We start from the raw sequence: 22,197 nt of genomic DNA, 5'->3' as shown, positions 1-22,197 counted from the left end.
GTTATAAAGAAATATCAATTCCGCCAACCAGTGTCTTGAAGACAGGAGGACGTTGATCCAAATCGCCAGTTACCGGCACTTCAGGATCATATGACAGACGTTTGTCTTTTACCCATGTGAACAGGTTGTTCGCACGAACATAGAACCTTGCGTTGGCAATTTTCAGACGGTTGGTTACCGATTTGGGCAGGTTGTAAGACAAAGTGATATCTCTTAAGCGAACATAATCGCCATCATAGAGGAAGCGGGAAGAGTTTTGAGCTGAGCTACCAGTTTGTGTACCGAGGTAAGTAACCTTGGGTACGTCGGTAACATCACCCGCTTTTTTCCAACGGTTCTCGTATGTGTAACGATTGATCTTTCCGGTAGCGCTGAATCCAGAAGCTCCATCAGAATTGATGAACGAACCCCAACCATCATAGATCTTATTACCGAAGTTGTAATACAACTGGAAGCTGAGGGTAAATCCTTTCATGCTAAAGGTGTTGGTAAGACCGCCGAAGAAATCGGGCAGTGCAGACCCCTGATTGAGACGAAGGCCGCTATTATAAGCATTGGAGGTATTCTTCCTTGAGCTATCGGTATACCAGAGTGCTTCTCCATTTGCGGGATTAACACCAGCATAAGATACGAGGTAATACTGATAGAAATCCAATCCAACTTCACGGTTGAAAGTACCGCGGCTTGGGCTGTTCAGTTGTGTGATCTTGTTCTTCAGCGTGGTGAAGTTGAAATCGGTAGTCCAGGTGAATCCTTCGGGGTCACGGCTTACGATGTTGCGAGAGAAGATACTAACCTCAATACCTTTATTCTTCATCGCACCTACGTTATCGCTATAGCCGGTAAGACCATTGGCCGATGAAATCGGCACTGTGAGCAACAGATTGGAGGTTGTGCGCTCATAGTATTCAACACTACCGGAAATGCGATCCTTCAGGATGCCGAAATCGAGGCCAATGTTGAATGGCTTGTTGGTTTCCCAGGTCAGGTTCTTGTTTTCATACTGAGTAAATGAATAAGCAGGAGAACCATCATATACGGTATTACCGCTGTACAGACCACGTGAAGCAAAGTTATCGATCTCCTGGTTTCCGTTCACACCATAACTTGCACGTACTTTCAACTGAGACAGGAAATCAATTCCTGAGAAGAATTCTTCTGCAGTTACATCCCATGATGCACCTACTGACCAGAAGTTTCCATAACGTTTGTTGGCACCAAAACGGGATGAACCATCACGACGTAAAGCAGCTGTCAGATAGTATTTTCTCTTATAGTTATAGCCAATGCTGGAAAGTACCGAAGCAATGCTGTTCTCGGAAAGAGAAGAAGTGGATGATTCTGGCTTGGAGGCATTCGCCAACGTATTCGTGTTGGGCAGGAAGTTAGAAGCTGCATTGCCGCTACCACTAATTGTAGTTTTTTGTGCCTCATAACCTACGAGGGCGTCGAACTCATGATCATCGCCGAATGTCGTTTTGTATTTCAACAAGTTGGTGCTGATCCAGTTCAAATAAAGGATATCAGATGCAGATCCATAACCACCGTAGTTACGACCATCGCCGAAACCAGGAGACCAGAACAAATTGGTTACACCATAGTTAACATCCAAACCCGCTTTGGTTTCGAAAGTCAAGCCCTTATATATCTTGTATTGAGCACCAATTGTACCCAAAGCAGAATATGATTTAGCTTCACGCTTGTTCTTTTCAGCCAGCTGAACCGGATTGAATGTATTGTTGTAAGAATTGTCGTATGTTCCATCGGGATTATAAACCCTCAGCCAAGGCTGCAGACGATAGAAAGAACGAACAGGGTTAGCAAAAGCACCTGCATCGGTTGATGTATTTGACTTTTGAAAACCAAGAGAGATAGACCCATTAAAAGAAAGTTTGTCGGTCGTTTTGTTGGTCATCGCCAACTTTGCAGTAGTTCTGGAATAATCTGTACCGATCACGGCTGCCTGAGATTTGTAGATGCCACCTGAGAGATAAAAGGTAGTTTTTTCAGTTCCTCCAGAAGCAGAAAGATCATACTGCTGGAATGTACCCTGGCGCGTAAGTTCATCTACCCAATCGGTATTAATAGTGGTATCAACTCCACGCAGTTTTACCTCTGCCGGAAAATCAGCCACATTGAGACCCCGGTTCACCCAACCTTCACGAAGCAATTCCACCATTTCCTTTGTGCTCAAAGGAAGATCGCTGTCTCTCAGTGTTATTTTATTGGTTCCGTATTGTGCTGAAGCGTTGAATTTAGTTTTACCGCCCTTACCGCTTTTGGTGGTGATCAAGACCACACCGTTCGCAGCTCTTGAACCGTACAGTGATGCAGCGGCGGCATCTTTCAATACCGTTACGCTTTCAATATCCGTGCTGCTCAAACCGGCTATGGTATTGGTGTTGTAACCAGTGATATCGCCAGATACCACGGGAATTCCGTCTACCACATAAAGAGGTGCGCTGGATGCGTTGATAGAACCCACGCCACGGATACGAATGTTGGGTACGCTACCAGGTTGACCTGATCCGTTTACTGCCTGTACACCGGCTACGTTACCCTGAAAGCTTTCCTGGATACTTGCACGAGGGGCTCTTGCCAGCTTTTCGGGGCTGATCGTTGTGGCAGCACCTGTAAGTGAGCGTTTGTTTTGTGTACCATACGCCACTACTACCACTTCCTGCAGGCCCTGGTCTTCTTTAGCCAATTGAACTTCAAGCTGGCCATTTTTGCCAATGGCAATTTCCTGCGCAGCAAATCCTACTGCACTTACACTTAATATTTTTGCGTTTTCGGGAACTGTGATGGTGAAGCTACCATCGGGGCCGGTGGATGTACCACCTTTACTTCCTTTGACAATTACAGAAGCTCCGGGGATGGGGCTTCCGGTGGGATCAGTAACCTTACCGGAGACAGTTTTGTTTTGTGCCAGCAATTGCCCGGTAAACAATAGCATAGCCATGGCTATCACCAAGAATTTTCTCATGACAGTTTTGTTTGTTAAGAAATATAATTATACACGTAAAAAAGAGACAGCAAATGTAGTGGATTGGATGCTTAGCAGGTTACATTTTTTTAAAACTACTGGTTTCCGGGTAAAATTAAATCGCGTGAAACGTAGTCCAGTAACGGTTTAGCAAGAAACCCCATTAATCAATCTATAATGTGTTATCAACACACTACCTGAGGAATGAATTGTCCACATGATAATTTAAATTGAACAGACGGACAATTGTAAACGATTAGAATTTGATAAGATTACCTATGAAACTTATCTTGATTTAGCACCCATAAGTGCTGTTTCACGCATCAAATTATCCTTTTGCAGGTGCAGCTCACCGTACATTTTCAAAATAATATACACCCTTCTTATTGGAGGTGATAATATCGGGCTTTCCGTCTTTGTTGATGTCCTGCACCACAAAGCTATTGCCAATGCCGGAGTTGTTGTCTATTTCGTGGGGTATCCATTGCGGTATTTTGCCCGGCCTGCATTCGAACCAATACAACACGGCCGGTTCAAAGGCGCCGGGATCCTTTTCATTGTGTGCGAAATACCTTTTCCCGGTAACGAGGTCGGGTATACCATCGCCATTGATGTCTTCCATGGCCATGGCATGCGATTGGGAAAACAGCTTACTGATCTCATGCATTCGCCACCCGCCTGATTTAGCAGGGTCACCCAGTTGCTCATACCACCAGATGCCATAGTCGTGGGCCGAAGAACTCATAATATCTGCATCTCCATCCTGATCAACGTCCAGCACGAACATATTAGCGCACTCTGGCCCGAGTTCGGCCGGATGAAAGGTCCAGTTGTGCTGGCGTACATCCCTGGCGACTCCCACCAACCGCTTCGGATGATCACATCCTTTCTTCCGTCGCCATTGACATCGCCCCAACCCACTCCATGGGTATAGCGGTGCGTGCCCAGTGCCGGATCTGTGCTGATCGCATGCCTTTGCCAAATGGTGTCGCCCTTACGCGATGGAGATTGCAACCAGATGACCTCTTTCTTTTCTGCATCGTTACAGATGATATCCTTATGACCATCGTTGTCTACATCTACAAACAGCGGGGTTTCGATACCGGCAGACTCCAGGACCAGGTGCCGTCTCCACAGCGAGGCGTGCTTTCCGGGATTCTCATACCAAACACACTGACCACCCGGCACATCGAAACGGATGAGATCGGGCCAACCGTCGCCATTGATATCGCTGCAAAAGTTGAGGAAAGTGGTGCTGTACCCTTTAACAGGGTTTAATGTATCGGCATGTATTGGGTGTGCTTTCCACTGTGGTGCTTCGTACCACAAATGACCGGCGAGTATATCGATCTTCCCATCGCGGTTAACATCGCCAACAGCAGCGCCCTCCGATACGAAGACGCTGCTGACGGTATGTTTCTTATATTTTAGGGTGGTATTGTTCGATGAAGAAGCCTGCGCTACGCAAGTAATATAACCCAATGATAATACAAGCAGGGGGATTGCGCGATTGAAGTAGTAAGCCTTCATATGGATGCTTTAAGCAGGGCCACCGGCCCTGCTTAAAAGTAAGCAATCTGCACTTATGGCTTCACATAAAACGGAATATTGGCCGTGGCTACATTGTTATGGCCATCAGTAATGTACACGAATAAGCGATAGGCGCCTTCCTTCGCGGGCGTGCTGAGTATCACTTTACCTTCGCCGGTTGTTTTTATCAATCCTTCTACCGGCTTGGGCCGCGCTTCAAAATCGCCTCCTTCGCTGAGCTGTGTAGGCTCGGGCACCACTTCCCAGCGCCAGTTGAGCTTGTCCTTATCCGGATCGGCCGAGACAGCCAGTGCGGCATAACTATTACCGGGCTTGAGGTAAATGTTATCTAAGGCCTTTTTGCCGTCCAGCTGCATTGAATACAAGTGAGGGGCCTTGTTATCGGGCCACTTGCCCGACCACAGGTATTGCATCACGTCCACTACTTCGGACTCCTCGCCCTTATCGGTAAATAAGCCATACCAGGTAGGGGTACGTTCCTGCTTTTGGCCCCAGAGAAATACATAAGAGCCAAGGCATTTGTCGCGGTCCTGCTCGACCGAGTATTCATATCGGCTTTTATACACTGCTGCTTTTTCACTGCTCGTTTCTTCGATGGAGGATTTCCAGGGTGTTTGTAGTCCTTCCCAATGTCCTGTTGGCCCCCACTCTGTTACCAGGTAGGCTCCCTCCCACCCTGATTGACGGAGGGTTCGGGGCAGGCCGGCCAATCCGCCATAGGTATTGACCGACAACAGGTCGATATCCGTTGTCTTTGCCTTGAGGAGGTCTACCACTTCTTTGTTGACGCCCGCCAGCACGGTTGTGGTGGGGTGATTAGGATCCAGGGAATGGATCATTTTCGAAATGTCGTTGACGGCATCCCACACTTTTGTATTCTTATATTGAAGATTGAGCTCATTGCCGATGCCCCAGGCCAGGAGTGCGGGGTGATCTTTGTATTTAAGTACTTCTTCGCGCAGGCGGTCGAGCTGCTTTTTAACTGCAGCGGTATCATCGTAGTTGAACCCATGCCGTTCACGGGCTACATCGAGCCCCAGCAATACGGTAAGGCCATATTTGGCTGCCGTATCGAGTACCTGCTGCGCCCCGCGGGTGCCCCAGGTACGGATGGAATTTCCGCCATATGCCGAGATACGGGCCGGATAGGCGCTTCCGCCGGCCCCTTTTACAAAATACAGCTGCCCTCCGCGGAGCAATTGGTAACCTGCTGTCGTTTTGCGTAATTCGGTCTTTACGGCAGTAATCGTTTGTGGTGCCGGTTGCCCCAGTGTGGTTAAGGCCAGGCTGCAGCCTGCCCAAATGCCCATCGCTCTTTTCATCGTACGTAGTTTTTTTGTAGGGTTTTCTTTCTCACTTTTCTTGTATAGCAAACAAGGAACGCTTACCGGTTCCTGGCGGTAAAAATACCCTGCCGCCGGTTGTCGAGAAAGAAATGGACTACATCACTCCTACTACATAAAGGTACTTAATACCCTCCTGAACAGCGATCCTACTACATCATTTCTACGTCGTACCCCTACCTGCGGAAGTTTACGGGGCATAACCGTCTTAATGACACTTTTGGGCTTCCGGGTTTCAACAACGCGAAGCATTTCAGGCAGCTTATTGAAAACTCCATCGTTCCCGACCAACTTCGGCCAATGCCGGTATTTCTCCTGCATTGCGGGCGGGCGGCTCTACCCCCATGAGGTGCTTCACGAAAAAATCGCGCTTGCGCATCCGTCCATACACGCCCCCGTCACTATGCCCCATGCCGGGGATGGACAGCAGATCGAAATTTTTGCCGGCTTTGATCAGCGCATCCGCGACCCGATAGGTCGATTCGGGGGGTACATTGGTATCGGCTTCTCCCACGATGAGCAACAAATTTCCCTGCAGTTTGGACGCATTGGTTACGTTGGACTGCTGTTCATAGTGCATACCGACCGGGTAGCCCATCCACTGCTCATTCCACCATTGTTTATCGACCCGGTTGTCGTGGCAGCCGCAGGCCGATACGGCTGCTTTGTAGAATTCGGGGTGAAAAAGGAGGGCGCCGGTAGAGCTCTGTCCACCGGCCGAAGTACCATAAATGCCTACCCTTTCGGCGTCGACCCAGGCATATTTTTGGGCGAGGGCTTTGATCCAACCTATCCGGTCGGGCAGGCCGGCATCAGCCAGGTTCTTCCAGCATACGTCATGGAATGCCTTCGACCGGTTGGCGGTTCCCATGCCATCGATCATCACTACAATAAATCCCAACTCTGCCAGGCTCTGCATTTCGCTGTAGGGTGTAAAGTTCTTGGGCACAAAAGCATCGTGCGGCCCGGCGTAAATATTTTCGAGCACCGGGTATTTTTTGGAGGGATCGTAATCGGATGGTTTGCTCACAATACCCCAGATGTCGGTGACGCCATCGCGGGCTTTGGCCACAAAGACCTCGGGAGGGCTCACTCCTGCCTTGCGGTACACTGTGAGGTCGGCTTCTTCCAGCAACATGATCTCTTTTGCGTCGGTGGTGCGGGCCAGGATGGTACGGGGAGCCACATTCACGAGCGACCAGGTATCGGTGAACCAGGTCTTATCGGGTGAAAGCACCAGGGTATGATTCCCTGCGGCGGGTGTAAGCGCTTGCAGGTTCTTACCATCGAAACCGATGCGGTAGTAATGGATATTGTAAGGATCTTCCCCGGCCGTCATGCCACTGGCACGGAACCAGACTACTTTCTTTGCCTCATCAATACTGTCGACTCCCCGTACCACCCACTGGCCGGTAGTGATCGGCCGTTCTTGTCCGGAAATGATATCCACGAGGTAGAGATGATTCCACCCTGCTTTTTCTGATGTGCGGATGAGCTGGTTAGCGCGGGGCAGGTAGTAAGTGAAGTTCCTACTGTTATAAATAAAGGTATTGGTTTGTTCATCTACGACCGTGCGGGCAGATGCGTCGGCTGCATCCACTTCCATAATGCGAAAGCGCTGGTGGCCACGATCCATCTTTTCATAGGTAAAATACCGTGCATCGTTACCGCGCCAATGCGGTTCGGGTGCATTCAGGAAATCTATGGCATCGGCTTTTACCTTCATTACTTTTTGTTCGGCGGGATAAAACACAAAGGGCGTGTATATTGTCCAGGGGTCACCCGGTTGCTTATAGGATTGAGAACGCAAGGTGCCCCGAAACGTATTGGGCAGCGAAGTGAGTACATAGAACACTGAAGAGTCGCGCACCATGTTGATATGGTAACCTGCGAGGTATTTGCTGTCGGGGCTCCAGTATATTGACCCGTAGGGTTTATCAGGCGTTCCATCGGTTGTGAGTTGTATACCGGCTCCCCCGGGTGCAGGCTTTACGAACAGGTTGCCCTTTTCGAGATAAGCCTCCCATTTTTTATCGGGCGACGTGCTGCCCTGCGGGAATGCTCCCCTACCCTGGAAGCGACGGGTGTCGGCTGTTTTAGCAGACGGTGCAGACTGCTGCGTGGAGATACACACGTAGCTGTTCAGATTGCACTCGATGTATTGTCCCTGGCATTTAAACTTTAGCATTGACCTGGCTGGCTGTATCTCGTAAGGTGAGAGACCCGGGCGCAATGAATCAATGACGATGCCTATTTGTTGTAAGCCCGCGGCTAATCTGCTTCTATTGAACAGCGGTTGCTTCTTTCCTTTGGTGGCATCGACCAATATGTATTCCTGTATGCTATCCTGCAGCACATTACAATACCAGGCCAGTTTTTCGCCAGCAAACCAATTAAGAGACACTGTTGTTTTGAACACCGCATTTTTTGTGGCGCTATCGATGCGCGCAGCCCGGAGATAACGCTGCACGAGTTCGGCGTGGCCCGGCTGAAACCGGGTAATCGTTTGTGCAACAAGGGCGTTACCGATAAAAAGTAAGAATAGCAGGAGTGCTCCATTTTTTTGCATAGCAGAAAGAATTTTCCGCCTTAAAATTATCACTTATACCCTCCCTGCCCTTTACCGATATTAGCGGTTTTTGTACATATACAGCCATACGCCTGCCAGCGTGAGCAAGGCTCCCACGATCTGCCAGGGATGCACCTGCTCGCCCAGGAATACAACTGCGATCACCGCTCCCAACACAGGGTCGAGATTGATCCACACGCCTGCCTGGGAGGCAGGAATATATTTCAGTGCGCTGTTGTACCACAGGTATCCCAGCGCAGACGGAAACAAAGCCATGTAACCAATGGCAGCCCACTGTGACCATGTTATTGCCGGGAATGGCTGCCGCCACTGTTCATACACCACGGCAGGTATCAGCAACAGGGTGCCGATTCCAGCCATCCAGGTAATGAGCCATAAAGGATCGACCGCTTCATATTTCTTCGATACGACCGTATAGACTGCCCAGCACAATACGGCTGCCACCATGAGGGCATTACCAATAAAACTATTTTCAGTGGATGCACCGGCTGCATTCGAAAATCCAATCAATACCACGCCCCCCACGGCGACCAGTATCGCCAATACCTGACGGGGTTTCAAGTGTTCCTTGAGGAAGATCGCGGCCAGGATAGCCGTAGATACCGGAATAAAGCCCTGTATCAAAGCCCCTGCCCCAGCGGAGGTACGCTGCAATGAAAAATTAAAGAAGAGATAATAAAGCGTTACGCCTGTGAGTGCAAGGGTAAGCACTGCGCTCCATTGGCGCCGGATCGATTCTTTGGGTCTTTCCTTTTTGCTATAATAAATGATCACCAATATGCCCCATGCGAGGCCGAATCGGAAGAAAGCAAACAAAACGGGCGGCATTTCCGTTACCACCGACCTGGTGATGGCATAGGAGCTGGACCAGGTAAGCAGTGCGAGGAATAATTTCAACAAGGATCGGTTCTTTGCATTCATGGCCATCAAATCTACGTGTTAAACGTATTCTCTTCGCTCCCAAGGCAAATGGCTTTATAACATTGGGCTAATGCGGGCCTGTTTTTTTGCTCCGGGTTAAGTATATTTATATACCCCACAGTACTATGCCCTGAGCTGCCCGGCTTTCCAACACGATTCAGCATTCGAAAAATGAGATCAAGATGGAACAAACACTACCCGCCAGCACGGCTTCCGGAATCTCGCATGACCTATTACACAAGATCGACGCCTACTGGCGTGCCGCGAATTACCTGTCGGCAGGGCAAATTTACCTGCGGGACAACCCACTTCTGACGGAACCGCTCAAGGTTGAGCATATAAAACAGATGCTGCTGGGGCATTGGGGCACCACCCCCGGACAGAACTTCATTTATGCTCACCTCAACCGCGTGATCAATCAGTATCATCTCGATATGTTGTATATATCCGGGCCCGGACATGGTGGTCCGGCTATGGTGGCCAACACCTACCTCGAAGGCACTTACACCGAGATATACCCGGATATCACCCGCGATGCAGCGGGCATGAAGAAACTGTTCAAACAATTCTCCTTTCCCGGGGGCATCCCGAGCCACGTATCGCCCGAATGCCCGGGCTCCATGCATGAAGGTGGTGAACTCGGTTATTCACTCAGCCATGCGTTTGGTGCTGTTTTCGACAATCCTGAACTGGTAGTTGCCTGCGTGGTCGGTGACGGCGAAGCTGAGACCGGACCGCTCGCTACCGCCTGGCACAGCAATAAATTCCTCAACGCGGTTACCGACGGTGTCGTATTGCCCATCCTTCATCTTAATGGGTACAAGATCGCCAACCCTACCATCTTTGCCCGCATACCGCCGGAGGAATTACTCAACCTGTTCAAAGGCTATGGGTGGAAACCCCATTTTCTTGAAGGTGATGATCCACTAACCATGCATGAAAAAATGGTACAAGTGCTCGATACAGTGATCGCTGAGATCAAGGCCATCAAAGAGAAAGCATCCGGTGATCCGGATTCTCCCCGCCCCTGCTGGCCTATGATCATACTTAAAACCCCGAAGGGATGGACAGGCCCCAAAATGGTGGACGGGCTACCTGTTGAAAACACGTTTCGCGCGCACCAAGTGCCGCTTAACGAACCGCATAAAAACCCCGCCCACCTGCAGCAACTCGAAAGCTGGCTGAAGAGTTACCGGCCCGAAGAATTGTTCGATGAAACTGGTCAACTTCTTCCCGAACTCGCGGCGCTTGCACCACATGGAGAGAAGCGCATGGGGGCAAACGTGTATGCCCATGGCGGTAAACTGCAGGACCTCCGCATGCCGATCTTTACGGAATATGCTTTGCCTGTAAAGAAGCGCAGCGAAACGGGGCCCGGCGATACGCGCATATTAGGTGCTTTCCTCCGGGATATCATCCACCTTAACCATCACCATCGCAACTTCAGGATATTCGGGCCCGATGAAACGCTCTCTAACCGGCTCAATAGTGTTTTTGAAGCGTCCAATCGCCAATGGACGGCAACGGTGATGGATACCGATGAGTTTCTTCGCAAAGATGGCCGTGTGATCGAAATGCTAAGCGAACACCAATGCGAAGGATGGCTGGAAGGCTATCTACTTACCGGCCGCCATGGCTTATTCAACTGTTACGAAGCGTTCATCCATATAGTGGACTCCATGTTCAACCAGCACGCAAAATGGCTGAAAATGACAGCCGATCTCAACTGGCGAAGGAAGATACCTTCTCTGAACATTCTGCTGGCCTCGCATGTGTGGCGGCAGGATCATAATGGTTTCACTCACCAGGATCCCGGGTTCATCGATCATGTGGTGAATAAAAAAGCTTCCGTTGTACGTATATACCTGCCTCCGGATGCTAATTGCCTGTTGTCGGTTATGGATCATTGTCTGCAAAGCCGTCACTACGTAAATGTGGTGGTGGCCGGCAAACATCCTTCGCCGCAATGGCTTACGATGTGTGAAGCCGTAGTACACTGCACGAAGGGGATCGGCATCTGGACCTGGGCGAGCAATGACGAAGGGATAGATCCCGATGTGGTGATGGTTTGCGCCGGCGATGTACCAACACTTGAAACGCTCGCTGCTGTTAGTATTTTACGCGACGCGCTACCTCAACTTACAATCAGGGTAGTAAACGTTGTTGATCTTATGAAGCTGCAACCCGTTTCGGAACATCCGCATGGTTTAACTGATGCTGATTTCGACACGCTCTTTACCAAAGACAAACCAGTGATCTTTGCTTTCCATGGCTACCCCTGGCTCATTCACCGGCTCACCTACAAACGTACCAACCATGACAATATCCATGTTCGGGGCTATAAAGAAGAAGGCACCATCACGACTCCCTTCGACATGACGGTATTGAACGACCTCGACCGTTTTCACCTGGTGCAGGATGTGATCGACAGGCTGCCCTCGCTGGGAAGCCATGCTTCGCACCTGAAACAGGCCATGCAGGACAAACTGATCGAACACAGGAACTATATCAATGAGAACGGGATAGACATGCCCGAGATCAGGGATTGGACCTGGAAATTTTAACCTGGAATACCAACGCCATGAAAGTTTTGGTCGTCAATGCCGGCAGCAGTTCGCTTAAATTCCGGCTTTACCTTATGCCAGCAGAACAACTATTGTGTGCCGGCAATGCCGAAAGGATCGGCGAGGATGGTTCTTTTGTCCACTGCAACATCTTTAATGATGAGCAGGAAAAAAAGATCGAACACCCTGTGGCTATGGGCGACCATGCTTCCGCGATGCGCGAGATCATTTTGCTGGTCAACAATGCCGCTCACGGTATGATCGCCAATCCCGCCGAAATAGAAATGGTAGGCCACCGCGTGGTGCATGGCGGCGATCACTTCGATGCACCTGTTCACATCACCCCCGCCGTTAAAGAACAGATCAAACTGTTGTTTCCTTTTGCCCCCTTACACAACCCGGCCAGTTACCGCTGTATTGAAGTGGCCAGTGCTTTCTTTCCTGACGCGAAGCAAGTAGCTGTATTTGATACTGCCTTTTATCATACGATGCCCCCTGAGGCCGCTCATTATGCCATTCCCCACTCGTACTTTAAACAGGACAAAATAAGGGTGTACGGGTTTCATGGTATCAGCCACAAATATGTAACTGAAGAGGCCGTAAAACATTTGCAGCAACCGGAGGCTAAACTGATCAGCTTACACCTTGGCAATGGCTGCAGTGCGGCAGCGGTTGACGGGAACCGGCCCGTAGATACCAGCATGGGGTTTAGTCCGGTGAGCGGACTGGTAATGGGTACACGCAGCGGAGATATCGATCCGGCAACGATCCTACACCTCATGATGCACCATGGCTTCAGCGTGGAGTATGTCGACAACCTGCTGAATAAACAATCAGGACTGCTGGGCCTATCGGGCCATAGCGATATGCGGGATGTGGAAAAGGCTGCCGAATCCGGCCATGCGGATGCGCAACTAGCACGCAACTTGTATGCTTATCGCATTAAAAAATACATTGGCGCCTATGTGGCGGCTCTTAATGGAGTGGATGCGCTGATCTTCACGGCCGGTGTGGGAGAACATGACAACAATATGCGGTCGCTGGTTTGCAGCGGTCTCACAGCCCTCGGTATCGAGATCGATCCTGTACTGAATGCACTGCCCAACACGGGCCTGCGTGCCATTCATAGCGGCAGCAGGCCCGTGAAGATCCTGGTGATACCCACGAATGAAGAACTGGAGATCGCCCGGCAGTGTATGACGCTTTAATTATTGCAACAACCATCGTTCATTGTCGCCATTGCTTTCCTTCCACATTAAGCAACGGGTGCCATTAGCAGGATTATTTCCCGCAACATTGAGACTATTCAAGGGCGCGCACTTGGGTTTCAGCTTATAGTATCCATCGTAATCATACACCAGCTTCCACAATTGCGAGGTGCCTCCATTGTTCCAGGTATAGATCTGGGCATCTGCGTTGTTGGCCGTACTGGCGCCATTTACATCAAGCGCCATGCCTGTGGCATGTGTTGGCGTAATACGGTAATAACCGCGGCCTTGTGATGTAAGCGTCCATCTTTGGTGTGCAGCGTTGTAATACCCCCAGATATCCGTTTTGGTAAGATTGGCTGTTCCTGCAGCGACCACATCGAGGGCGCTGGCTTCATTGATCTTTGGTGTTATACGGAAAGTTGCACCGCTGGAAAAACCTGGCAGCGCTACAGGCGTTACATTGAGCATCACCACAGTGCCAATACATTCGAGGCTGCGGGCTACATTGTCGACCGGCATATTGTTTGTCCAATTGTTCCAGGATATATTGAGGTCGGTACGGCGCCTGCTCCAGGCTGCATTAGCATTCCTCCGCATCCAGTCCCAGTAGGTGCCCCACATATTGTTATCTCTTACAAATTCGCCGATACCCCTTGCGAATTCCGACTGCCAGGTTCCATCGCGTTGTCCGTTGGTCATGATGCCGTTGTTGGTTTGGGTAAGCACGATGTAATCGACCGACCGTTTTGCATCATCATAGACCGATGAACGGCCGGTGAGGCGATGCAGGGCAGTAGCGGCGCTGACAAATGCTCCTACATTATAAGCATTGGCATCCATGGCCTTGGTGCCATTTGCCTTGATATGTTCATACACAGCTCCCGTGCTTTGATTGTAGAGGGTGGCCCATATCCAATCGTATATCGCAGTCGCTTTCGTCATGTATACCGTTTCGCCGCTCGCTTCATATATATAAAGCGCCAGCACAACCGCAGGGTTATTACTGAGGCCAGACTTTTCGTTCTTCCGAATATCCCACCAGATGCCACCGCCGAGGGCATTGTCCCAACCACGGTCATACACCCGATTGAAGGCATATTTTGCCTGGTTTAAAAATGTTGTATTGCCTGTTATGTGATACCCGCGGGCAAAGGCTATACCTGCCCAGAGCAGGTCGTCGTTGTACTCGTTCCAGTTCCAGTCGTACAAGCCGCCGGAGCCTTGTTCATTTTGCAAAAATGTATTCAACAGGTTCGTGATTAACGTTCTATGGGCAGGATTCTTGGTGCGTAGGTATACATCTTCCACCATTTGTATTTCGAGCGCCTGCCGCCAGAAATAATCGTCCTGCGCGTTATTAAGCGCTTCTTTATAATACTGTGTGTTACCGGATGTATACAGGAACGCGTTATTCAGCGCTGAGAAAGATTGATCGGCCAGGGGGTTGGCGATCGTAGCGAGCGTTTGCGTTTCCTGATCGGAGGCTGCGGGCGCTTCCTCTTCTTTGAGTTGCGGTTTGTTGCAACCGGCCAGTACGGCCGCTATGATACTGAATCTTAACAGGATAAGGCTGTGCCTTCTCTTTAGCAGTGGCTTGTGCATCGTTAGGTTGATTTATTGGTAATTAAAAAGTGCTATGGCAAGGGTAGGAAAAGAGAGCAGCTACTTAATGACGATGGTAGTTCCTGTTGCCGTTATTGTGCGCACAAAAAAAGCTCCGCATTTGCGGAGCTTTAAACTATAGCAGGAAGATCGAACGAATATTTAGACTGCCTTACATTTTCAGCAGTGTTACCAACCTTCTCACACTTCCCTGTTCAACCACTACATAATAAGTACCCTTTGGCCAGCTGGTACCGATACTGATGGTAGTGCTGAGTCCAGTCCTTACCACTTTGTCGACCAATACGCCGGAAGCGTTGTAGAAGCCAACGGTGATCGGATAATTGACATTGGTAGTGATCTGTATAGTAAAGGTGGTGGTAGATGGATTGGGTGCTACCTTGACCACGAGGCTGGTGCCTCCTTCGGTAGGCTGCGCCTTCACCGTTACCGTTACATCATCTTCGGCAGTGGCTCCTGCGTTGTCTTTCACCTGCAGGCGGAGTACATAGACCCCTACCGCCAGGCTGGAGATAACTGGTGATACTGCGTTCGGATTGTTGATCGCGAAGGCTGATGGGCCGCTTACCTTGGTCCAGGTATAGGATACGATGCTGCCGTCGGGATCTTTAGATGCCGATCCGTTCAGTACCGTTACGTTCACGGGCAGGCTGATCACAATATCAGATCCTGCATTGGCTACAGGAGGCTGGTTACCGGCCGCGTTTACCGTTACAGTCACATCATCTTCGTGTGTAGCGCCCTTGTTGTCGGTTACTTTAAGGCGGAACACATAGGTACCTGCTACCAGGTTATTGAGCGCTGTTGTTGCGGCAGACGGGCTGGCAATGGTAAACTGTGAAGGACCTGATATTTTGGTCCAGGCGTAGGCCGTGATGGAGCCATCGGGATCTTTAGAAGCCGAACCATTGAGCGTAGTGCTGTTGGCTGGCAGCATGATCACTACATCGGGTCCTGCGTTGGCCACCGGCGATTGGTTACCGGCTGCATTTACCGTTACAGTTACATCATCTTCGTGTGTAGCACCCTTATTGTCGGTTACCTTAAGACGGAACACATATACACCGGCTACCAGGTTGGTGAGTGCCGTGGTTACCGCAGCAGGACTGGCAATGGTAAACTGTGTGGGGCCCGATATTTTGCTCCAGGCGTATGTTACCAGGCTACCGTCGGGATCTTTGGATAGCGTACCATTCAACGTGGTGCTGCTGGTGGGCAGGGTGATCACGATATCGGCGCCTGCGTTGGCCAACGGCGTTTGGTTGCCGGCAGCATTTACCGTTACGGTTACATCATCCTCGTGGATACCTCCTTTGTCGTCGGTTACTTTGAGGCGGAACACATACACACCGGCTACCAGGTTATTGAGGGCTGTGGTTACAGCAGCAGGGCTAGCAATGGTGAACTGTGTGGGGCCCGATATTTTGGTCCATGCGTAAGCTACCAGGTTACCATCAGGATCTTTGGAAGCCGAACCATTCAGCGTGGTGCTGCTGGTGGGCAGGGTGATCACGATATCGGTTCCCGCGTTGGCTACCGGCGATTGGTTGCCGGCTGCGTTTACCGTTACGGTTACATCATCCTCATGAGAGGCACCTTTATCGTCGGTTACCTTGAGGCGGAACACATATGAACCCGCAGCCAGGCTGGTCAATGCCGTAGTTGCCGATGAAGGGTTGGTGATGGTAAACTGTGTGGGACCGCTCACTTTTGTCCACAGATAAGTAGCTATGCTGCCGTCTGTGTCTTTCGATGCCGTACCATTCAACGTAGTGCTGTTGGTAGGAAGCATGAGCACGATATCTGTTCCTGCATTCGCCACAGGCGCCGTATTGGCGGCTGCATTGACTGTTACCGTAACATCGTCTTCATTGGTGGCTCCTTTATTGTCAGTTACCTGCAGGCGGAACACGTAGGTGCCGGCGGCCAGGCCCGTCAACGCTGAAGTAGCTGTTTTGGGGCTGGCAATGGTGAACTGCGCGGGACCTGAAAGTTTGGTCCACTGATAAGCCGATATGGTTCCATCAGGATCGTAGGATGCCGAGCCATTCAGATTCGTACTGCTCGTAGGCAGGTTGAGCACGATATCGGCTCCTGCATTGGCTACCGGCCCCTTATTGGGCTGTACAATAATTGCCTCAGCAAATAACTGGCTTTGCGGTACATATTCAATGGGCAGACTTGGGCTACTCCACAGCAATCCCATGCCGGTGCCGCCATCATTGTTGAAGTACTCGAGTTTGAGATCGTACAACTGGCCTGCTACCAATGTAACAGGTACTGACTTAAACTGATCAGGGTAATGTTCAACCCAACTGTCGATGATTATTTTGTTATCGATCCAGAGGCGATGTCCGCCACCCGAACCGAGATAAAAGGTGAATGCTTCTGAGTATTGAGGCATGATCTTGCCTGTCCAGCGAGCCGAGTAAGTGCTGCCGGTAATGGCATAGTGTACGCCTGCGCTCCATTCGGTAAAGCTCACGTTGGAGTCGATACGCGTCATGGCAGGATTGGTGAAGTTGTTACTGTTGAAGTATTCACCTTTCAAGCCCTTTCCTGTTCCCCATACGGACGGTGCAAATGGAGCAATATTCGATGTACCGCTTTTCGTGATCTGGTAAGATTGTCCCGATTTAGGCTGCACGCGGATGGTTTCACCATCTGCTGCACCAGACGCGACCGTGAGGGCGCCACTGATGGTACATTGTACCAGATCTGTAGAGTGTACTTCGGGGGCTGCAGAATCGAACACAGCCGCTACCTTACAGTTGCGGATGGTCAGGTTGCGCATGAATACGGGCTTATCGCCGGGCAGGGGGCTATGGATTACCTGAACACCGTAATCTACTATACCAGCACCATCGATAGTGATATTCTCGAGTCGTACGCGGTTAGTGTTTACGGATGCTGCTTTTACTTCGATACCGTTGCCGTAGAAGTATCCACCGGTATACGTATAGCTATTGGCGTAGGCGCCATGGAACATACCCCATTGGTTGTGGTAGCAGATAAAATCTTCTACTACGTGGTTACGGGTGGAGTTTTGCCAAACCCGTAATCCGCAATCACTGTTGTGAGCCATGTTGCCGGTGAATATCCAAACTCCTTCATTGATCACGGCTTCCCAGTTGTAAGCGCCGCCATCGGCATGGTCGCCCTGTCCGCCGGCCACTACTACGTTGTTCTTACAAACGTTGCCGTCGCCGGTATTGAGGCCAAAGCCCGATGATGAGAAGGTTGGTGCATCTTCGGCGTTCATGTTCAGTGAACCCGATACCCAGCGGGCGAGTGCTACGATATTATGATCGTAGATCACATCGTGGGTTGGATCGCCCGGATCCCACCAGAAGGCGGTTTCCAGTACATTATATGCAACGTTGTCGATGAATTTGATACCATGGGATACGTGGGGTACATAGCTGTGGTTACCGCCGTCGCGTACTACACAACCTTCCACGAGTGAGCCGCGGGCCCCGTCCATACAGTGATGGAAGTGCAGGCTATACCGGCCGGCTACGAGTTCCTTGGCCGATGAACCGCCACGATCTCTACGGGCTCCGAAATTACGAATCGTAATGTGTTTGAGTGTCTGGGGCTGGGTAGAGCGGATGAAGATATGACCTTTACCGTTGGCAGTGCCTTCGATGATCACGTTGCGGGTAAGGTTGACAACCTCGGCTGCCCACATACCATTCACCATGGGGTGCGGACGGGTAGCGCCACTGCTAAGTGTAATTGTATTGCCCGATATAGCTTTGATGGTACGCTCTTCGAAGCCCGAAGAGAAGGCTGCCCCTACTGTAGGAGCTTCTGTAGGCGTGATGCTGATCTCATCGCCTACCTGCCAGCCGCCGGCACCTTCCACGGTAACCGTGGTAGAACCTGAAGCGATGGCCCCTGTAGACCTGGTCCAGGATGTTTTGGGTGTACCGATCAATTCGAGGACGCCCGCTCCCATTACCCAGATGCCGATGTCGGTAGCGAGCACATCCATGCCGCCACCTACAAATCTAGTTTCATCAATAGCTGTAAAGCGTATAGCTTGTATTACACTAACCGAAGATGGGCGCATCTGAAGGCGCCCCTGGATAACGACGTTGGCGGTGGTCAGTAATGTAGTGGATTGATTGGCATCAAATGCGAGGACGCCGCCACTGTTTACATTCAAACCCGCAACTGTTGCCTGTGCAACGTCGAATGTTACTGTGTGACCGGCAGCGATCAATGGAGTGTCGCCGGCAGCTGGCACTTTACCACCCCATGTTGTGGGGTCGGACCATTTGCCTGTCTTAACACTACTCACAGTTCCTGTAAGGGAAAATTCTTGTTGCGGAGCGCAGGAGATGTCTGAAGTTCGTCGGGCTATTTTTTTATTGGCACCAACCGGAGAGGGCAGCAGGGCCATACCGGTAGCAGTCAAAGATACGCTTTGCAGAAAGCGTCTTCTGGTGTTTTTCATAAAGGTATTTTTGTGGTTTCTCTTAAGAAATCAGTCGCGATGTTTAAACAACTATAATGCCTGAAATGCCTTATTAATCAACAATCACTATCTGTAAAAGACTTTGTTTGACATGCAAAGCAATGCCTGGCTGATTTGACGAATGTCAATACAGCACTGCGTTTGCTTCAATTGAAACACTAAGAATCAGTTACAATTGAAAGAAAATTAAATCAATAGAGAGGGCTGAAATGTACGTGCGTGGCCGCTATGAGGCAGGTGCTAAAACAAGAATGGCACGGAGCGCAGGGCCCCGTGCCATTCTTGTTATTGTTGCAGCAATAGGAAGAAGTGTTGAACGTTTATATCTTGATCAGCTTATAAGCTTTGCTGATGCGGCTCAGTTTAAGGAATAATGAACCACTGCTAATGGCGGTGACGTAGATGAAATTGGTGCCCGGTGTGAGGCTTCCATGCTTCAACAGTCGCCCCATTGCATCGTATAAATGATAGTTTGAATTATCAGGGCTATGTACTTCAATGTAATTGCGTATCACCTGCGCTACCACTACCGGCTCCGATACTGTTGGCGGTTGTGGGGGCGGCGTTACCGCCTCTGCATACAATTGCGTTTGGGGCACATATTCAATGGGCAATCCCGGGCAACTCCAAAACAATCCCATGCCTGTATTATCGTCGGTATTGAAAAACTCCAACCTGATATTGTATCGTTGTCCGGCTTTCAGCGCGATGGACGATGACCTGTACACATCTGGATAGTGCTCCTGCCATCCGTCGAGTATCAGCCTGTCATCGACCCAAAGGCGATGACCGCCGCCGGAGCCAAGATGGAATACATGCTCTTCACTGAACTGGGCCTGTATCTGACCGGTCCAGCGCACCGAATACGCTTTCCCTGTAATCTTAAAATGCACGCCTGCGCTCCATTCCGAGAAACTCACATTGGAGTCGATGCGTGTAAGCGCCGGCTTCGACAGATCGTTCTGATTAAAGTATTCGGCCTTCAATCCCTGGCCGGTGCCCCAGGTGGTAGCCGAAAAGGCCGCTATGTTAGTTTTCCCGGCTTTAGTGATCTGGTAAGGCTGGCCCGATGCCGGTTGAACACGGATGGTTTCACCATCAGCCGCTTCCGGATGCAACAGGATCGCTCCGTCGATGGTGCACTGCACCAGATCGGTTGAATGTACTTCGGGAGCTGCCGAGTCGAGGAGTGCGGCCTGCTTACAGTTCCGGATCGTCACGTTGCGCAGGAACACCGGCACGGTTCCTTTGAGCGGGCTATGGATCACTTCTACTCCATTGTTGATGATACCGGCCCCATCGATGGTGATATTCTCCACACGCACGCGGTTGGAGTTGGAAGATGCAGCCTTAATGATCATAGGACTTCCATACAGGATGCCTCCTGTATAGGTATAGCTATTGGCATAAGCGCCATGGAAGATGCCGACGCCATTGTGATAAGCCGTAAAATCGCGGATGATGTGGTTGCGGGTAGAGTTTTGCCACACCCGCAGGCCATTATCATTGTTGTGGGCGAGGTTATCATGGAACTCCCAGATCCCTTCATTCAGATTGGCCTCCCAATTAAAAGCGCCTCCATCGGCAAAATCGCCCTGGCCGCCGCCTACTACGACATTATTGCGACAGATATTACTATCGCCGGTATTGAGGGCAAAGCCACTGGATGAGAAGCTAGGGGCATCTTCCCCGTTCATGTTGAGCGCCCCCTGCACGAACTGGCAATTCGCCACGATGTTGTGGTCGTAGATGCAATCGTGTGTAGGATCGCCGGGATCCCACCAGAAAGCAGTTTCCAGGATACGGTAAGCGATATTATCAACGAAGGTAATACCGTGAGATACGTGCGGTACGTAGCTGTGATTGCCGGCATCCATGATCACATTGCCTTCGATCATGGAACCGCGGCTACCATCGCCTGAAAAATGGAAATGCATACCATAGCGTCCGGCCACCAATTCCTCTGCCGGCGTGCCTTTGCGGTCTCTGCGAGGGCCAACATGCTGCAGGGTAATGTATTTTATGGTTTGGGGTTTGGCTGAACGGATGAATAAGTGAGCCCTGCCCTTTTCAGTTCCGCCTATCGCTACATTGCGGCTGAGGTTGATCACCTCGGCCGTCCATTGGTTATTGACCATCGGATGGGGCCTTGCTGTGCCTGTTTCAAGGGTGATGGTATTACCGTTGACGCTTTTGATGGTCCTTTCATCGAAACCGGTGGTAAAAGGAGTTCCCACCGCCGGGGATTCGGTGGGGGTGATACAGATCAGATCGCCCGGCTTCCAGGCTGTATTTTTCTCCAGGGAGATGGCCGTTGCGCCGGCCGCTATGGAACCGGTGGCCTTTGTCCAGGCTGTTTTTGCTGTCCCCACGAGGTTCACCTGACCGGTGCCCATCACCCATATGCCGACATCGTTTGGTTGCACGTTCATGCCACCACCCACAAAGCGGGTTTCATCGATGCCGGTAAACCGGAGAGTGTGATATATATTGGCCGACGCCGGCTCCATGTTCAACATTCCCTCCACCACTACATTGCCGGTACTCTGCAACAAAACCGATTTAGATGCCTCAAAGATGAGGGTCCCGCCTTCCGATATGTTGAGGCCGGCCACGGTAGTGCTGGCGACATCATATATAATAATATGTCCGGCTTCTATGCGTGGCGTGTCGGTAGCGCCGGGTTGTTTGCCTCCCCAGGTGGCTGCGTCGGACCACCTGCCCGACTGTGCACTGTGTACTGTAGCTGTGACTCCGCGCAGGGAGTCATTATCCGCTTCGGGTCCTGGTGAACAACCAACGGCTCCGAAGCGCCTGTCCCTTTTCCGGGCCCCAACCCCTGGGATCAGGAATAAACATGCCGCCGTAACGAATGCATTGCGCAGAAAATGACGCCTGTTAACTTGCATAACAATGGGTTGATTA

Annotated in this window: 11 protein-coding genes; 2 read left to right on the top strand and 9 right to left on the bottom strand. The window is 50.6% G+C overall.

The window, feature by feature from the left end:
• Position 1 precedes the first annotated feature (1 nt).
• The 6 genes from P2H89_RS14660 to P2H89_RS14635 all read right to left on the bottom strand — a co-directional run bounded on the left by P2H89_RS14660 (position 2) and on the right by P2H89_RS14635 (position 9,391).
• Positions 2-2,986 carry a TonB-dependent receptor gene (locus P2H89_RS14660; protein WP_275828040.1) on the bottom strand — a complete coding sequence of 995 codons (2,985 nt, stop codon included), beginning with the start codon at positions 2,984-2,986 and terminating at the stop codon, positions 2-4.
• 349 nt (positions 2,987-3,335) lie between these two features.
• Positions 3,336-3,731 (bottom strand): VCBS repeat-containing protein, encoded by a 396-nt coding sequence (locus tag P2H89_RS14655; RefSeq protein WP_275828038.1) that lies wholly within the window; start codon positions 3,729-3,731, stop codon positions 3,336-3,338.
• Positions 3,728-4,516, bottom strand: coding sequence for a VCBS repeat-containing protein (locus P2H89_RS14650; RefSeq protein WP_275828036.1), 789 nt, complete (start codon positions 4,514-4,516; stop codon positions 3,728-3,730). The genes P2H89_RS14655 and P2H89_RS14650 overlap by 4 nt, the downstream gene beginning before the upstream one ends.
• 53 nt (positions 4,517-4,569) lie before the next feature.
• Entirely contained in the window at positions 4,570-5,859 is a 1,290-nt protein-coding gene (locus P2H89_RS14645; protein ID WP_275828033.1) for a glycoside hydrolase family 2 TIM barrel-domain containing protein, read from the bottom strand.
• 283 nt (positions 5,860-6,142) lie between these two features.
• Positions 6,143-8,449 (bottom strand): prolyl oligopeptidase family serine peptidase, encoded by a 2,307-nt coding sequence (locus tag P2H89_RS14640; RefSeq protein WP_275828031.1) that lies wholly within the window; start codon positions 8,447-8,449, stop codon positions 6,143-6,145.
• Positions 8,450-8,509: 60 nt separating this feature from the next.
• Positions 8,510-9,391: a DMT family transporter gene (locus P2H89_RS14635; protein ID WP_275828029.1), complete on the bottom strand. Its 882-nt coding sequence runs from the start codon at positions 9,389-9,391 to the stop codon at positions 8,510-8,512.
• A gap of 182 nt (positions 9,392-9,573) precedes the next feature.
• Between P2H89_RS14635 and P2H89_RS14630 the strand changes: the two genes are divergently transcribed.
• Positions 9,574-11,955: a phosphoketolase family protein gene (locus P2H89_RS14630; RefSeq protein ID WP_275828027.1), complete on the top strand. Its 2,382-nt coding sequence runs from the start codon at positions 9,574-9,576 to the stop codon at positions 11,953-11,955.
• 17 nt (positions 11,956-11,972) lie between these two features.
• Positions 11,973-13,163 (top strand): acetate kinase, encoded by a 1,191-nt coding sequence (locus P2H89_RS14625; protein ID WP_275828025.1) that lies wholly within the window; start codon positions 11,973-11,975, stop codon positions 13,161-13,163.
• On the opposite strand, the gene P2H89_RS14620 is transcribed toward P2H89_RS14625, so the two are convergent.
• From P2H89_RS14620 to P2H89_RS14610, 3 genes are all read right to left on the bottom strand, one after another.
• Positions 13,164-14,768, bottom strand: a complete 1,605-nt coding sequence (locus tag P2H89_RS14620; RefSeq protein ID WP_275828023.1) for a glycoside hydrolase family 76 protein — start codon at positions 14,766-14,768, stop codon at positions 13,164-13,166.
• A gap of 172 nt (positions 14,769-14,940) precedes the next feature.
• A complete protein-coding gene (locus P2H89_RS14615; RefSeq protein WP_275828021.1) occupies positions 14,941-19,251 on the bottom strand; it encodes a PA14 domain-containing protein in 4,311 nt (1,436 codons plus the stop codon).
• 341 nt (positions 19,252-19,592) lie between these two features.
• Positions 19,593-22,181, bottom strand: a complete 2,589-nt coding sequence (locus P2H89_RS14610) for a PA14 domain-containing protein (protein ID WP_275828019.1) — start codon at positions 22,179-22,181, stop codon at positions 19,593-19,595.
• Between the last annotated feature and the right edge of the window lie 16 nt (positions 22,182-22,197).

It is taken from the genome of Paraflavitalea sp. CAU 1676 (assembly GCF_029223285.1).
Taxonomy (GTDB): Bacteria; Bacteroidota; Bacteroidia; order Chitinophagales; family Chitinophagaceae; genus Paraflavitalea.
This window is presented reverse-complemented; position numbering and strand designations above follow the sequence as displayed.

Excerpts from the sequence above, each read along its gene's own strand:
- P2H89_RS14625 (WP_275828025.1), top strand. The coding sequence starts at position 11,973 with ATGAAAGTTTTGGTCGTCAATGCCGGCAGCAGTTCGCTTAAATTCCGG.
- P2H89_RS14620 (WP_275828023.1), bottom strand. The coding sequence starts at position 14,768 with ATGCACAAGCCACTGCTAAAGAGAAGGCACAGCCTTATCCTGTTAAGA.
- P2H89_RS14635 (WP_275828029.1), bottom strand. The coding sequence starts at position 9,391 with ATGAATGCAAAGAACCGATCCTTGTTGAAATTATTCCTCGCACTGCTT.
- P2H89_RS14610 (WP_275828019.1), bottom strand. The coding sequence starts at position 22,181 with ATGCAAGTTAACAGGCGTCATTTTCTGCGCAATGCATTCGTTACGGCG.
- P2H89_RS14660 (WP_275828040.1), bottom strand. The coding sequence starts at position 2,986 with ATGAGAAAATTCTTGGTGATAGCCATGGCTATGCTATTGTTTACCGGG.
- P2H89_RS14615 (WP_275828021.1), bottom strand. The coding sequence starts at position 19,251 with ATGAAAAACACCAGAAGACGCTTTCTGCAAAGCGTATCTTTGACTGCT.
- P2H89_RS14630 (WP_275828027.1), top strand. The coding sequence starts at position 9,574 with ATGGAACAAACACTACCCGCCAGCACGGCTTCCGGAATCTCGCATGAC.
- P2H89_RS14640 (WP_275828031.1), bottom strand. The coding sequence starts at position 8,449 with ATGCAAAAAAATGGAGCACTCCTGCTATTCTTACTTTTTATCGGTAAC.
- P2H89_RS14645 (WP_275828033.1), bottom strand. The coding sequence starts at position 5,859 with ATGAAAAGAGCGATGGGCATTTGGGCAGGCTGCAGCCTGGCCTTAACC.
- P2H89_RS14655 (WP_275828038.1), bottom strand. The coding sequence starts at position 3,731 with ATGAGTTCTTCGGCCCACGACTATGGCATCTGGTGGTATGAGCAACTG.
- P2H89_RS14650 (WP_275828036.1), bottom strand. The coding sequence starts at position 4,516 with ATGAAGGCTTACTACTTCAATCGCGCAATCCCCCTGCTTGTATTATCA.